General features: G+C 67.4%; 14 protein-coding genes. 9 read left to right on the forward strand and 5 right to left on the reverse strand.

The features are described 5' to 3' along the window. Positions 1-196: 196 nt before the first annotated feature. Genes fadD4 through ACZYZF_RS05190 form a run of 7 tightly spaced genes read left to right on the forward strand, consistent with a single transcriptional unit; the run spans position 197 to position 8,577 of the window. Positions 197-1,747 (forward strand): fatty-acid--CoA ligase FadD4, encoded by a 1,551-nt coding sequence (gene fadD4, locus ACZYZF_RS05160; protein WP_463834747.1) that lies wholly within the window; start codon positions 197-199, stop codon positions 1,745-1,747. Positions 1,748-1,752: 5 nt separating this feature from the next. Beyond that, positions 1,753-2,628 carry an enoyl-CoA hydratase/isomerase family protein gene (locus tag ACZYZF_RS05165; RefSeq protein WP_463744135.1) on the forward strand — a complete coding sequence of 292 codons (876 nt, stop codon included), beginning with the start codon at positions 1,753-1,755 and terminating at the stop codon, positions 2,626-2,628. A gap of 11 nt (positions 2,629-2,639) precedes the next feature. After that, complete coding sequence (locus tag ACZYZF_RS05170; protein ID WP_463744134.1) at positions 2,640-3,602, forward strand: hotdog family protein; 963 nt, start codon at positions 2,640-2,642, stop codon at positions 3,600-3,602. After that, entirely contained in the window at positions 3,602-4,714 is a 1,113-nt protein-coding gene (locus ACZYZF_RS05175) for a CoA transferase (protein WP_463834749.1), read from the forward strand. Before ACZYZF_RS05170 ends, ACZYZF_RS05175 begins: the two co-directional genes overlap by 1 nt. Further along, positions 4,708-5,985, forward strand: coding sequence for an amidohydrolase family protein (locus ACZYZF_RS05180; protein ID WP_463743219.1), 1,278 nt, complete (start codon positions 4,708-4,710; stop codon positions 5,983-5,985). The genes ACZYZF_RS05175 and ACZYZF_RS05180 overlap by 7 nt, the downstream gene beginning before the upstream one ends. Continuing rightward, positions 5,982-7,148, forward strand: a complete 1,167-nt coding sequence (locus tag ACZYZF_RS05185) for an MFS transporter (protein WP_463743218.1) — start codon at positions 5,982-5,984, stop codon at positions 7,146-7,148. Before ACZYZF_RS05180 ends, ACZYZF_RS05185 begins: the two co-directional genes overlap by 4 nt. Then, on the forward strand, positions 7,114-8,577 hold the full coding sequence (locus tag ACZYZF_RS05190) for an aminotransferase class I/II-fold pyridoxal phosphate-dependent enzyme (protein ID WP_463743217.1): 1,464 nt from the start codon (positions 7,114-7,116) through the stop codon (positions 8,575-8,577). Before ACZYZF_RS05185 ends, ACZYZF_RS05190 begins: the two co-directional genes overlap by 35 nt. On the opposite strand, the gene ACZYZF_RS05195 is transcribed toward ACZYZF_RS05190, so the two are convergent. Further along, positions 8,493-9,194: a UdgX family uracil-DNA binding protein gene (locus ACZYZF_RS05195; protein WP_463743216.1), complete on the reverse strand. Its 702-nt coding sequence runs from the start codon at positions 9,192-9,194 to the stop codon at positions 8,493-8,495. The genes ACZYZF_RS05190 and ACZYZF_RS05195 overlap by 85 nt on opposite strands. A gap of 70 nt (positions 9,195-9,264) precedes the next feature. Between ACZYZF_RS05195 and ACZYZF_RS05200 the strand changes: the two genes are divergently transcribed. Beyond that, the gene (locus ACZYZF_RS05200) at positions 9,265-10,257 is read left to right on the forward strand and encodes an alpha/beta hydrolase (RefSeq protein WP_463743215.1); all 993 of its coding nucleotides are present in this window, start codon (positions 9,265-9,267) and stop codon (positions 10,255-10,257) included. A 50-nt stretch (positions 10,258-10,307) separates the two neighbouring features. Then, a complete protein-coding gene (locus ACZYZF_RS05205; protein WP_463834750.1) occupies positions 10,308-10,589 on the forward strand; it encodes a hypothetical protein in 282 nt (93 codons plus the stop codon). Positions 10,590-10,598: 9 nt separating this feature from the next. Here ACZYZF_RS05205 and ACZYZF_RS05210 read toward each other — a convergent pair whose 3' ends face one another. Genes ACZYZF_RS05210 through ACZYZF_RS05225 form a run of 4 tightly spaced genes read right to left on the reverse strand, consistent with a single transcriptional unit; the run spans position 10,599 to position 13,874 of the window. Then, the gene (locus ACZYZF_RS05210) at positions 10,599-11,366 is read right to left on the reverse strand and encodes a GntR family transcriptional regulator (protein ID WP_463743213.1); all 768 of its coding nucleotides are present in this window, start codon (positions 11,364-11,366) and stop codon (positions 10,599-10,601) included. 50 nt (positions 11,367-11,416) lie between these two features. After that, positions 11,417-12,196 (reverse strand): 3-oxoacyl-ACP reductase FabG, encoded by a 780-nt coding sequence (gene fabG / locus ACZYZF_RS05215; RefSeq protein WP_463743212.1) that lies wholly within the window; start codon positions 12,194-12,196, stop codon positions 11,417-11,419. A 20-nt stretch (positions 12,197-12,216) separates the two neighbouring features. Continuing rightward, positions 12,217-13,212 (reverse strand): phosphotransferase enzyme family protein, encoded by a 996-nt coding sequence (locus ACZYZF_RS05220; protein ID WP_463743211.1) that lies wholly within the window; start codon positions 13,210-13,212, stop codon positions 12,217-12,219. Further along, positions 13,212-13,874: a microcompartment protein gene (locus tag ACZYZF_RS05225; protein ID WP_090433533.1), complete on the reverse strand. Its 663-nt coding sequence runs from the start codon at positions 13,872-13,874 to the stop codon at positions 13,212-13,214. The genes ACZYZF_RS05220 and ACZYZF_RS05225 overlap by 1 nt, the downstream gene beginning before the upstream one ends. Between the last annotated feature and the right edge of the window lie 2 nt (positions 13,875-13,876).

Raw genomic sequence — 13,876 nt, forward strand, 5'->3', positions numbered from 1 at the left:
AATCGCATCGGCGCTCCCCACGCTGGATCCGCTGGGCGTTCTGACATCGTAGGTCCGACGCAAGCGGTCGGGGCCGCGATTAGCGGTGTGGGCGCTGTCGGTGCTTCTGGAGTCAAAGACCTGTTCATGGCCTGCCCAGCGGGTGTAACCGCGCCCTACTTGACACCTGTCAAGTGGCGCCGGTTACAGTGCCCTCATGCAGATCCGCGAGCATGCCGAGGCCAACCCCGAGAAGCCGGCGATCATCCTCCACCCGTCGGGCACCGTCGTCACGTTCGGTGAACTCGAAGCCCGCGCGAATCGGTTGGCGCACTACTTCCGGCGGCAGGGACTGCAAGAGGGCGACGTGGTCGCGATTCTCATGGAGAACAACGAGCACATCCACGCCGTGATGTGGGCGGCGCGCCGCAGCGGGTTGTACTACGTGCCGATCAATACGCATCTGACCGCCGCCGAGGCCGCGTACATCATCGACAACAGCGGGGCCAAGGCCATCGCCGGCTCCGCTGTGCTCAAGGACATCCTGGGCGGCCTGGAAAAGGAACTGCCCAACGGCTTGCCGGGCACCCTGCTGATTGCCGACGGAGCCGAATCGTCGGCGACAAGCGCCTCCGGTGAATTGGACGGCTGGAAGCGTTACCCGGAGGCCGTCGCCGATCAGCCCGAGACCCCGATCGACGATGAGTTGGACGGCGATCTGTTGCAGTACTCGTCGGGTACGACGGGCCGGCCCAAGGGCATCAAGCGCGACCTGCCGCATGTGCCGCCGTCGGAAACCCCCGGCATGATGTCGGCGCTCGTCGGGTTCTGGATGCAGCCCGATTCGGTGTATCTGAGCCCGGCCCCGCTGTACCACACGGCACCGTCGGTGTGGTCCATGCAGATTCAGGCCGCCGGCATCACCACCGTGGTGCTGGAGAAGTTCGATGCCGAAGGCTGCCTGGACGCGATACAGAAGCACAAGGTCACCCAAGGCCAGTTCGTGCCGGTGATGTTCACCCGAATGCTGAAACTGCCTGAGGACGTGCGTAATTCGTACGATCTGTCGAGCCTGCGCCGCGTGATGCATGCGGCGGCACCGTGTCCGGTCGAGATCAAGAAGCAGATGATGGACTGGTGGGGGCCGATCGTCGACGAGTACTACGCGTCCTCCGAGGCCATCGGCGCGACGGTGATCTTCGCCGAAGACTGGCTGACACATCCGGGTTCGGTGGGCAAACCGATGAACGGCCTGGTGCACATCCTCGACGAGGACGGCAAGGAAGTGCCGCCCGGCCAGGCCGGTGAGATCTTCTTCGAGGGTGGCGCCGATTTCGAATACCTCAACGACGCCGAGAAGACCGCATCCTCGCGTGACTCACACGGCTGGAAGACGGTGGGAGACATCGGGTATGTCGACGAGGACGGCTACCTGTACCTGACCGACCGGCGCCACCACATGATCATCTCGGGCGGGGTGAACATCTATCCGCAGGAAGCCGAGAACACGCTCGTCGTACACCCGAAGGTGATGGACGCCGCGGTGTTCGGCATCCCCGACGACGAGATGGGCCAGAGCGTCAAGGGCGTGGTGCAGACCGTTGACCCGGCGGATGCCACCCCGGAATTCGCCGAGGAGCTGCTGAGCTGGCTGCGTGAACGCCTGACGCATTACAAGTGCCCGCGGACAATCTCGTTCGAGGTTGAGCTGCCCCGCACCGACACCGGCAAGCTGTACAAGCAGGAGCTGATAAACAAGTACTCGTGACCGTCCTGGAACTGCCCGCAGGTATCCGCGTCGGGGTCGACACCCCGACGGATGACGCGACGTTCACGCTGACCGAACGGCCCTGCGAGGACCGGCGGGCGGTCACCGTGAACTCTGTGCAGCAGGCCGTGGATCAACTCACCGAGCGCTGCCGGACATGGCCGCAGGCCGCGGCGGTGTGTGACGACGTGCTGCGTTCACTGGACCCGGCCGGGCCGACCCGAGCCGGGTTGGTCACCGAATCGCTGGCGTATTCGACGCTGCAATCGGGATCCGAATTCGCCCGCTGGCTGGCAGAGCGCGGGCCGGCCGTCGTGCCGCAGCTACCCGAACCGGTGCAGGCCCACCGTGACGGGAACACGCTGCACGTCAGGTTCAACCGGACCCAGCGGCACAACGCGTTCTCCACCGACGCCCGCGGCGCGCTGCTCGAGGCCCTCGAGGTGGCGCGCCTGGATCCGTCGGTCGACGAGGTGGTACTCGGCGGCAACGGCCGATCTTTCTGCAGCGGCGGCGATCTGGCCGAATTCGGTTCATTCGCCGACCCGGCGAGCGCCCACCTGGCCCGCACCCGGCACAGTCCGGCGCTGGTGCTCGACGAACTGACGGCGAGGCTGGGGCGACGCTGCCGCGCCGAGGTGCACGGCCAGGTGCTGGGCAGTGGCCTGGAGATGGCGTCGTTCTGCGGTTGGGTCAGCTGCCATCCCGATGCCACGATCGGCCTGCCGGAACTGGCCCTCGGGTTGATACCCGGGGCGGGCGGCACGGTGAGCATCACCCGACGCATCGGCCGGTGGCGCACCGCCTACCTGGTGCTCTCCGGGGACACCGTGGACGCGGCGACGGCACTGGCGTGGGGCCTGGTCGACGAGGTGGCATAGTGCCAGGGGTGATGGGTGGTCCCTACTTCGATGACCTGGCGGTTGGCCAGGTATTCGACACTGCGCCGTCGATGACGTTGACTGCCGGCGCGGCCACAACCCATCAGGCGATCCTCGGCGACCGGCTGCGGTTGGCGCTCGATGCCGAGCTGGCTGCCGCGGTGACGGGGCAGCCGGGCCCGCTGGCGCATCCGGCGCTGGTGTGCGATGTGGCGATCGGCCAGAGCACGCTGGTGACGCAACGGGTCAAGGCGAACTTGTTTTACCGCGGCCTGGCGTTCCACCGCTGCCCGGTGATCGGGGATAGCCTGTACACCCGCACCGAAGTGGTTGGTCTCAAACAGAATTCGATGAAGCCCGGGCGAGCGGCCACTGGCCTGGCCGCCCTGCGGATGACTACGGTCGACCAGAAAGATCGCAAGGTGCTCGACTTCTACCGCTGCGCGATGCTCCCACTGTCCAGGGACGACATCGACACCGGTCATGCCGACGATCTGTCGATGATCGGGGCCGATGCGACAGCCCCGAACCCCACCGCCGGCTGGGACGCCGACGTGTTCCGCGCCCGGGTGCCGGGGCCGCATTTTAATCCAGGCCTGGCGGGCGTGGTGCTGCACAGCACCGCCGATGTAGTCAGCAGTGCACCCGAACTCGCTCGGCTGACGCTGAACATCGCTGCCACCCATCATGATTGGCGCGCCGGTGGCCGGCGCCTGGTGTACGGCGGACACACCATCGGCCTGGCCCTGGCCCAAGCGAACCGGTTGCTACCGAACCTGGTCACCGTCCTGGGTTGGGAGTCCTGTGACCACACCGGTCCTGTACACGAGGGTGACACCCTGTTCAGCGAGCTGCACGTCGAGTCGGCCGACGCCGGGGTGCTGAGGTTGCGCTCGCTGGTGTACGCGGCCGGCGGACCCGACGATCCCGACCGCCAGGTGCTGGACTGGCGGTTCAGCGCGTTGCAGTTCTGATGGCGCAGTTGGTGATCCCGAGGGCCGTGCTGAGGCAGGCCCAGGCGGTCGCCGACGGCTTCACCGCCGACACCGGGGTGACGGTCGACGCCACTGAACTGCTCACCGGCCGCGCCGCACTGTTGGACATCGCGCCGCGAGGGCAGATCTCGGCGGGCGGGGCCACGCGCCTGCTGGCCACCCGCGACGGATGGTGTGCGCTGACCCTCTCGCGCCCCGATGACATCGCCATGATCCCCGCACTGCTGCAGGACGATTCGGTAGGCGCCGACCCATGGCCGGCGATCGGGAGGTGGGTTGCCGAATCCGGCTCTGCGGAGGTGGCCGAACGCGCGCGCCTGCTCGGGCTGCCGGCGGGTGTGCTCGGTGAAACTCCGCCCGCGCCGCCGGTGGTGCGCCCGATCGGGCCGCCCGGTGCCGCACCGTTCGCCGGTATGTTGGTGGCCGATCTGTCGTCGATGTGGGCCGGGCCGTTGTGTGGACAACTGCTCGCCCGGGCCGGGGCCACCGTGGTCAAGGTCGAGAGCTGGAGCCGCCCGGACGGGACCCGTTCCGGGCCACCGGAATTCTTCGACTGGATGAACGGCGGAAAGCTTTCGTACGCCACTGATTTCGATGACATCCGCGATCTGGCCGCGCTGATCGGGGCAGCCGATGTGGTGATCGAGGCTTCGCGGCCGGCTGCACTGGCGCGGCGTGGGCTGGGGCCCGATACTCCTGCTCCCAGGCGCGGGCGGATCTGGTTGCGCATCACCGGGCATGGCACCGTCGGGGAGAACGCCGACTGGGTGGCATTCGGCGACGATGCCGCGGTATCCGGAGGGCTGGTCGAATACCACGGTGGTGCACCGGTATTCAGCGGTGACGCCATTGCCGACCCGCTCACGGGGCTGCACGCCGCCGCTGCGGTGGCGGCATCGCGGGAACGCGGAGGCGGTGAGCTGATCGAATTCTCGATGGCGGCTGTGGCTGCCGCGTACAGCTCGCTGGAGGGCGACGGCCACGAGGTGACGCCGGCGCGTCCTGCCGTCGGGCCGCCCGGACCGCAACTCGGTGCCGATAACGAGTCAGTGCACCGGTTGGTGGCGGAACGGACCGCGGGCCCATGCTGATTCGTCACGCGACGCTGCTCGACGGGACAGTGGTCGACATCCGGGTCGGCGATACCATCGGGCAGGTCGCCGAGTCGTTGTCGCCCGAGCCTGGCGAAGAGGTGCTCGACGCGGCATCTCACACCGTGATTCCCGGGCTGCACGATCACCATCTCCACGTGCACTCGGCGGCGGCCGAGGGGGAGTCGATCCGGGTCGGCCCCGCCGAGGTGGGCGATGAGGCAGGACTGGCACGGGCGTTGACCGCCGCGGTGGTGGGCGGCGACGGTTGGATCCGGGCGGTCGGCTATCACGATGCGGTGGCGGGCCCGTTGGACCGCCACGTACTGGACCGGTTGATGCCCGGAACACCGGTGCGGGTGCAGCATCGCAGCGGGGTGATGTGGACGGTGAACTCGCCCGGCCTCGCGGCCCTGGGGTTGGGCGATCACCCCGACGGGCGGCTGCGTAGCGCGGACCGGACGTGGTCAGATGCGTTGCAGCGGCGTCCCGCCCAGATTGAGGAGTTCAGCGCCAGGTTGGCCGGCTTTGGTGTCACCGGCGTCACCGATGCCACGCCTGACCTGCAACCGGCGGACCGCCCCGCGGGCCTGCTGCAGCGTGTGCACTACCTGGCCCCGGGCAAGCGGATCCTGCACGACGACAGCCTTGACCTGGACGCACTGTCCGCCTGGATATCCGAGCGCCATCGGGCCGGCGCACCGGTGGCGGTGCATTGCGTGACCTCGGCCCAGCTCGTCGTCACCATCGCCGCACTGCGCGCCGCGGGCAGCCATCCCGCCGACCGGATCGAGCATGCCGCGATGGTGCCCGGGGACCTCGTCGACGAGCTCGTCGCCCTCGGGATCACGGTGGTGACCCAACCCAACTTCGTCGCGGAGCGGGGGGACCAGTACCGCACGGATGTGCCTGGCGCCGAACAACATCAGCTGTGGCGGCTGGCCACTCTGCTGTCCGCCGGGGTGCCGGTGGCACTGTCCACCGATGCGCCGTTCGGGAATCCCGACCCCTGGGCGACCATGCGCGCCGCGGTACATCGCCGCACGCCGCGCGGTGTGGTCCTGAACCCGGTCGAGCGGATCTCGGGCCGCCGCGCGTTGACGCTGTTTCTGGGCGGCGCGGGGAATCCGGCCCGGCCTCGGCGCGTCGCCCCCGCTGAGCCTGGCGACCTCTGCCTGCTGACGGGCTCTCCGCAGCGGGTGGTGGATGCGCTCGACGCCGATCTGGTGGCCACCACCATCATCGCCGGTGCGGTGGTGTTCCAGCGGTGAGCCGGGACAGCGTGTGGCGGGTATCAGGCATGCCCGCGTTGCTGGCCTGTGCCGCAGTGGGATTCGCCGGGTTTTCCCTGCTGCTACCGGTTGCCCCGATGTGGGCGGTGCGCATCGGCGCCGACAACCTGGGTGCCGGCGTCGTCAACAGCGTGCTCATGCTGTGTACGGTCATCGCGCAACTGCTGGTCGGGCGGGTGTTGCGGCGAGCCGGATGGGCGCTCACGCTGTCGCTCGGGCTGGTCCTGCTGGGGGCACCGGCACTGCTGCACGCGTTTACTTCGTCCCTGTGGCAGGTGTTGGTCCTCGCGGCGTTGCGTGGACTGGGCTTCGGCATCCTGACGGTCTGCGGAGTCGGTGGTATCGCCGCACTCATCCCGCAGAAGCGTCGCGGCCGGGCGATCGGCGCGTACGGGCTGGCCATTGCGGCACCGCAGTTCGTGCTCATCCCACTGGCGCCATGGCTGGCCGAAAATATCGGCTATCAGCTGGTATTCGTGCTCGCTGCCGCCCCGCTACTGGGGCTACCGCTGGCATTTGCCCGCCCAGCACCGGTTTTGACTCCCGCGGAGCATCCCGATCGACTCCGCGGTATCGGTGGGCTCGTCGGCCCGATTGCCGCCCTTGTGGTGATCACCGCCGCGGGCGGCGGGATCCTGACCTTTGCCCCGCAACTGGGTGGCGCGGTAACCGCATTTGCGGCGCTGCTCGGCATGACGGGGACGGCCGCACTTGCCCGGTGGTGGATCGGGGGCGTTGCCGATCGTCATGGCCCGGCCAGGTTCATCGCTCCGATGCTGGGAGTGGGCGCGGTCGGTCTGGCGGTGATCGCGACCGGCATCACCCTCGGCTCGATCAGCGGTGCAGTCGTCGTGATTCTCGGCAGTGTGCTGCTCGGCATCGCTTACGGGGCGTTGCAGAACCTCACCCTGGTGCAAGCGTTCGCCGCCACCGGTGAGCACGCCCGCGGCGCGGTCAGTGTGGCTTGGAACGTCGGATTCGATACGGGGACCGGCCTGGGGTCTCTGGTCGTCGGTGCGCTGGCCACTTCGTTCTCGTTCCCGACGGCATTCGGCGTGATGACAGCCGCGTGTGTGGGGGTTGGGTTGATGTGGGTACTCACCCGCCATGACGGGCAATCAGGCCACGGCGCCGTTACTTGACGCATTGCACGAGTACCACAACTCCAACCGGTACGGGTTTTCTCCGCCGGGGCATCGTCAGGGCCGCGGTGTCGATCACCGAGTGCTGCAGGTACTGGGGCGGGAGCCGTTCTTCAGCGATGTGCTGGCCAGCGGCGGCCTCGATGACCGGCGGATGAGCAACGGCTATCTCAAACGGGCGGAGGACTTGATGGCCGAGGCGGTGGGAGCACGGGTGGCCTGGTTCTCCACGTGCGGAAGTTCGCTGTCGGTCAAAGCCGCGATGATGGCGGTGGCCGGGTGCGACGGCAGCCTGCTGCTGAGCCGGGACAGCCACAAGTCGGTGGTCGCCGGGCTGATCTTCTCGGGGTTGGTGCCGCGCTGGATCACCCCGCAGTGGGACGCCGAACGGCACCTGTCTCACCCCCCGTCGCCGCAACAGGTGGAGCAGGCCTGGCAGCGTCACCCGGATGCAGCCGCTGCGCTGATCGTCAGCCCCAGCCCGTACGGCACCTGCGCCGATATCGAGGGAATCGCCGAGGTCTGTCATCGTCGGGGGAAGCCGCTGATCGTCGATGAGGCGTGGGGCGCGCATCTGCCCTTCCACGAGGATCTGCCCACGTGGGCGATGAATGCGGGCGCGGACGTGTGCGTGGTCAGCGTCCACAAGATGGGTGCCGGGTTCGAGCAGGGCTCGGTTTTTCACCTGCAGGGCGACCTCGTGGACCAGAACCGGCTGTCGGCATGTGCGGACCTGCTGATGACGACGAGTCCGAATGTGCTGGTGTACAGCGCAATTGACGGATGGCGTCGGCAGATGGTCGAACATGGTCACGAGTTGATGGGCGCAGCACTGGATTTGGCTGACGCGACGCGGCGCGAGATCGAGGAGATCGACGACATCGAGGTCCTTGACCAGGAGTTGTTGGGTAAGCAGGCCTCGCACGATCTGGATCGTCTGCAGGTGCTGATCGACGTCTCGGCGACGGGCACCTCGGGATATCAGGCTGCGGACTGGCTGCGGGAGTACTGCCAACTCGATCTGGGCATGACCGACCATCGCCGGGTGCTGGCCACGATGTCGCTGGCCGACGGTTCAGATACCGCAGGCCGGCTGGTCGAAGCGCTCAAGCTGTGGCGCAAGGCCGCTCACGACTTCGACCCGCCGCCGCGGGTCGAACTGCCCGCGCCCGAGGAGTTGGAACTGGACAGCGTGATGACGCCGCGGGATGCGTTTTTCGGCCCCGTCGCGGATATTCCGGTGGAGGAGGTGGTGGGCCGGATCTCCGCTGAACAGATCACTCCCTATCCGCCCGGCATCCCGGCGGTGGTTCCCGGGGAACGGATCAATGAGGCCGTCTTGGATTACCTGCGTACCGGACTGGTGGCAGGCATGAATGTGCCGGACCCGGCCGATCCTTCGCTGCGCACGGTTCGCGTCGTCGCATAAGCGGTGCGAAGGTCGGCGACCAGTCCGTCGAAGGCTTCGTCTCGGGTCTCCGACGGTCCACGCAACACTGCCGACGGGTGAATCGTCGCGATCAGCGCCGGGTCCCCGCACGGCTCCAGGCCTGTGGCGTGGAGGATCTCCCCGCGGTGGCGTGACACCCGAAAGTCGTTGCCGAGCAGCGATTTGGCTGCGGTTGCTCCGAGTAAGACGACCACGTCCGGGGAGATCGTGTCCAATTCAGCGAGAATCCATGGCCGACATGCCTCCACCTCGGTTCGGCTGGGAGTCTTGTGGATACGACGTTTGCCGCGCTCGTTGGTGGTGAACTTGAAGTGCTTCACGGCGTTGGTGAGGTACAGGTCGTCGCGGTCGATCTCGGCCGCGGCCAAGGCTTTGTCCAAGATGCGGCCGGCCGGACCGACGAAGGGTGTTCCCTCCCGGTCCTCCTGGTCACCCGGTTGCTCACCCACCAACATCACCCGGGCTGACGGTTGACCGGACCCGAAAACCGCTTGCGTGGCGTGTCGATACAGCGGGCACCCCTCGCACTGCTGCGCTGCCTCTGCGAGTTCGGACAGCTCCCGTGTTTCGGGCACGAACTGTGCTGCGCTGTTCATCATCGGGGAATACCCGTATCGGCCGTTTTGCCACGCCCAGCGCGGGTATTCGTTGTGATGACACAAGGAGATGATCGCCATGACCGGGGCGTACGCGGCCAAACGGGTATTGCACCGCAGACACAGCCTGGAAGCCGCGGCCCTGGGGATCGGCTGTCGGGTCGCGGTGAAGAACCTGATCCGCGCCTGGGCGTTGCAGCCGGATCTGGCTTGGCCGCTCAGCTCCATAGACGATGTCGTCGGTCTGGTCCCGCGTCGCTCATCGGTGTCGGTGGAGCCCGTGACACTGCCGAAGTGTCCGGCGGAACTGGTGCGGGCACAAGGGACATCAGGGCGTAACGCGATCTTGTACTTGCACGGTGGGGCGTTCGTCACCTGTGGGCTCAACACCCACCGTGCTTTGGCTGCCCGGCTGTCGGCCGCCGCTGATGCGCTGGTGCTCAATGTCGGTTACCGGATGTTGCCCGTGTGCGGACCGGCAGACGGGGTCGAGGACGCCCTGGCCGGATTGTCCTGGTTACGGCGGCGGGGCTACGACGCGCAGCGCACAGTGATTGCGGGCGATTCGGCAGGCGGATACCTGGCCTTCGGGACGGCGCTCAGGGCGTTGGCCCGCGGTGTGGTGCCAGCAGCAGGCCTGGCCGCGATCTCACCGCTGATCGACCTGGACCCCACACGGAAACTAGCTCATCGCAACATCTCTCGGTGTTCGATGTTCACCGGGGCGGCGTTGTCGGCTTTCGCCCGGTCCGTACGACGTAGCCAATGCCAGCCGAACCGGTGCAATGCCGAGCCGCTGATCGATCCGGCCACGGCCGATCTCACGGGTATGCCACCGGTCATGATTCACGTGAGTGCCGACGAATTGCTGTTGGCTGACTCAGAATTGGTGGCCGAGCGGCTGGCCGATGCTCACGCACACTGCGAGTTGCATGTGTGGAGTGGCCAGATACACGACTTCCCGCTCGCCGCCGAGATCCTGCCGGAGGGCAGGCGTGCCATCGGCTATATGGGTGACTTCGTCAAGGGCGTGACCTCTGCGCCTGCTCAGAGTGCGGCGTGATCGGTTTCCCATCGAGTTTCCCGCAGCCGCGTCGTGGGCATCCCAGTGCCATGAGCGATATCGACAATGGCCCGGACGACACCCTCTCGCCCAGTGAGTCGACCGATTCCGACGAGGTCGCCAATGCGGACGGCGACGATGTGGTCGATGCGCCGGAGCAGTGGCACGGCGCTGACCGTGCGGGCGAGCCGGAATCGCTCGATAGCAAGCTTGATGCGGAACGGCCCGACAGGCAGGTCGGGCAGGCTCCGCCGCGCGACGTCGACGAGGCGATCGCCGAGCCTGAGGGGTTCCAGATAGCGAGCCCCGACGACCAGCCAGAGGACGGGTGAGAAATTCCGTCAGCCGGCCTGCCGCTGCAGCGTGACCGAGGCAGTGTTGGCGTCGGCGTGGGTGGCGATGCCGCTGCCCTTCGCCGTGACAGCCAATGCCGTGCGGTCCCCGCGGAACAGGTCGCGGGAGAACTCGCACGGGGAACCGTTCTGGTCGTAGGTCACCCGCGTGATCAACAGAAGTGCCGCCTTCGGTTTGATGCCGAGCAGGGTGGCTTCATTGCTGGTGGCGTTGACCGCCTCGATACGCTCATCGGCCCGGCCGGTGACCAAACCGTATTGGGACTGCAGGATTTCGTAGAGTGACCCACCCAACTGCTGGTCGAGCAGGCCGGGAAAGGTGTCCGCGGGGAATTGCGCGTGTTCGAGCGAGATGGGCGAACCGTCGGCCAGGCGGACGCGCTGGATCTCGATGACGTAGTCGCCGGGGCCCAGACGCAGCGCGCTCCGGGTGGCGTCGTCGGGGGTGGTGATGCGCGTCGAGAGCACCCGGGTGCCGGCGACATAACCCTGGTTGGCCAGGAAGGCGGGGACACCGACCACATCGGCGAGGTGCCGCTCGACCTGCCCGTGGCTGATGAAGATGCCGCCGGCCCGGCCGATGACCCGGTGTACCAACCCGGCTTCCTCCAGCGCGGCCAGCACCTGGCGCAGGCTGGAGCGACTGGTGCCGTAGTGCTCGGCCAGGTCACGCTCACTGCCGAGTTTGGCGCCGGGGGTGCCCGCGTTGATGTCGGCGACGATGTGCCTGCGCAACTCTTCGCTGTGAACTGCCACCCCGGCCCCCCTGCACGTGTATTGGTACAGCCAATTCTATCCGGGTTGAACTAGAGTTCAGCGATCGCCATGTGCGATTCGGGCAGAATCTGTCCGCCGTCCACGACCAGCGACTGTCCGGTGATGTACCCGGCTTCGTCGGTGGCGAAGAACAGCGCCGCATTGCCGATGTCGGCGACCGATCCGAGTCGGCCGGCAGGCACGGCCGAGGCCATTTGGTCCATGTAGTCCTGGCCCATTTCGACCAGGCCCTCGGTGATGATGTTGCCAGGCAGCACGGCGTTGATGGTGATCTTCTTCGGGGCCAGTTCCATCGCGGCGGTGCGCAGGAAGCCCAGCTGGGCGGCCTTGGACGCCCCGTAGTGCGACCAGCCGGGGTAGCCGGTGATGGGCCCCGTGATCGACGACGTGATGACGACGCGTCCGTGGCCGCTCGCGGTCAGCGCCGAGAGTGCGGCCTGCACGATGTAGACGGTGCCCTTGAAGTTCACCGCAAGGACCTGGTCGATGTCGTCGGGGGTGAGGTCCTCCAAGCGCCCGGACGGGAAGATGCCGGCGTTGGCGCAGACGATGTCCAGCCCGCCGTGCCGCTCGACGGCGGCACTGACCACCTGGCGGGCGTCCTCGGGGCTCGTCACGTCCGCCCGCAGGGCACTGACCCGACCCGGGGCGTCGGCGAGCGCCGCGACCGCCTCATCGAGGTCGGACTGGTTGCGCCCGGTGACGAGGACGTCTACGCCGGCGTTGGCGAACGTCTGGGCGATGCCGCGGCCGATGCCCTTGCTGCCACCGGTGACGATGGCCGAACGGCCCTGAAGCGATGCGAACATGGTTGGGGTCCTTTTGAGAGTCAGGTCAGGTTGAGGCCGTTGGAGCGCAGGTAGCGCTCGGCGAGTTCGCAGCTACCCGCGGCGTAGCTGATGGCCTTGGTCGCCGATTCCCTGGAGTGGCTGTGGCTGCCCATCCAGGCCAGCAGCAGCAGCCTGCGCAGCAGCACGAACGACGCCAGCATGTCCTCGTCCGAGGCAGGCAGGTCGCGTCGCGTGCGGTAGCCGCTCACCCAGGCGTCCTGCCATTCCGGCAGTGCCGGGTCGTCCTCTATGAACGACACCGCGGTGCCGAAATCATAGAAGTACCAACCGAATCCGCAGTCATCGAAGTCGATGACGGTGATCTTGGGAGTTCCCATAGGGTCAGGATCCACCAGCAGATTGGCCAACCGCAGGTCAGCGTGGATCAGGCCGTAGACGTCGGGACCGGTGCCGTAGGCGTGCAGCCGATCGTGCAGCAGCGCCTGGGCGCGCTCCAGCACCTGCTGCTCGGCCGCGCCGACGCCTTCGGCATCGTGCCAGCGGCCCCAACGGGGAGCCGCCCCCAGGCTGTGTTCCCAGTCCCAGGAGAACCGGCCGAACCCGGGCGGGCGCTCCCACCGCTGCGAATGGTCATGCAGCGCAGCGGTGATCCGGCCCAGCGTGTGGAAATCGTCGAGGGTCAACGTGCCCTCGTCGGGCTCGGCCCCGGCGACCATGCCGAAGTGCACGGCGTGGCGGTCGGTTCCATCGGCGTTGACGGTGACCAGCCGCCGGCCGTCGAGGGCCGGCAGCACGGTGGGCACCGTGACGTCGCTGTCGGCCCGCAACGCCTGCAGCCAGTCCAGTTCCGACTCGATCTCGTGGGGCTGGTGATAGGCCTGCCGGTGCACCCGCAGGATCGACTGGGCGCCGGCATCTTCGACGAGATAGGTGGCATTCTCGGACAGGTTCAGCAACCGCAGGGTCGCGTCAGTCCCGATGTCGTACTGGCGTAGCGCCAGTTGGGCGACATCGATCTCGTCGGTGATGACCATTAGTGATCCCGTCCTTCAATACCATCGAGCACCGCGGTGATCCGATCCCTCGCCACGGTTACGTCGGCGGTGCTGCCGCCGATGTAGAGCCTTCCAGCGGCACCGATCATCTGCACGTCAACCACAGTAAGCCCAGGTGCGGCCCGCTCCGCCTCATTGGCCGCCACCGCTGCGAACAACGCCGGGGTCATCTCGTACACCAGCAGTGACTGCCCGGGCAGGATCATCGATGCCTGCCGGTTGCGGTTGAGGATCACCGCATGCTGATCGGTGATGTTCTCGATGATGTCGTGGTAGAGCACCTGCGGCCGCAGCTGGTCGGAGGCCTTGTTGCCGGTGCCGGCCAGGATCGCCTCGCCGGCCCGCTGCACATCCTCCAGATTGGCCGAGTGGATCTCGAGAACACCGAATTGGCGCTCCACGTAGAGGATTCCGGGCTGGATGCCGGGGACCTCGCGCAGCGCCAGGTCGATCACCCGCTCGATCGCCAAGGCGGGGGACACCTCGACGATCAGCGCGTGCTCACCCTCGTACGGCGGGTAACCCCGGGCCCGGGTCGGCGTTCCGAGGTAGGCGGCGAACTGGCGCTGCAGGTCCTCCACCAACAGGTAGACGCGGATCTGGGTGCGAATCCGCGTACTCTCCTCTGCTTTGGTCGGCATGG

Source organism: Mycobacterium sp. IDUB_24, assembly GCF_055419385.1.

Excerpts from the sequence above, each read along its gene's own strand:
- fadD4 (WP_463834747.1), top strand. The coding sequence starts at position 197 with ATGCAGATCCGCGAGCATGCCGAGGCCAACCCCGAGAAGCCGGCGATC.
- ACZYZF_RS05170 (WP_463744134.1), top strand. The coding sequence starts at position 2,640 with ATGGGTGGTCCCTACTTCGATGACCTGGCGGTTGGCCAGGTATTCGAC.
- ACZYZF_RS05175 (WP_463834749.1), top strand. The coding sequence starts at position 3,602 with ATGGCGCAGTTGGTGATCCCGAGGGCCGTGCTGAGGCAGGCCCAGGCG.
- ACZYZF_RS05180 (WP_463743219.1), top strand. The coding sequence starts at position 4,708 with ATGCTGATTCGTCACGCGACGCTGCTCGACGGGACAGTGGTCGACATC.
- ACZYZF_RS05190 (WP_463743217.1), top strand. The coding sequence starts at position 7,114 with ATGACGGGCAATCAGGCCACGGCGCCGTTACTTGACGCATTGCACGAG.
- ACZYZF_RS05195 (WP_463743216.1), bottom strand. The coding sequence starts at position 9,194 with ATGAACAGCGCAGCACAGTTCGTGCCCGAAACACGGGAGCTGTCCGAA.
- ACZYZF_RS05200 (WP_463743215.1), top strand. The coding sequence starts at position 9,265 with ATGATCGCCATGACCGGGGCGTACGCGGCCAAACGGGTATTGCACCGC.
- ACZYZF_RS05205 (WP_463834750.1), top strand. The coding sequence starts at position 10,308 with ATGAGCGATATCGACAATGGCCCGGACGACACCCTCTCGCCCAGTGAG.
- fabG (WP_463743212.1), bottom strand. The coding sequence starts at position 12,196 with ATGTTCGCATCGCTTCAGGGCCGTTCGGCCATCGTCACCGGTGGCAGC.
- ACZYZF_RS05220 (WP_463743211.1), bottom strand. The coding sequence starts at position 13,212 with ATGGTCATCACCGACGAGATCGATGTCGCCCAACTGGCGCTACGCCAG.
- ACZYZF_RS05225 (WP_090433533.1), bottom strand. The coding sequence starts at position 13,874 with ATGCCGACCAAAGCAGAGGAGAGTACGCGGATTCGCACCCAGATCCGC.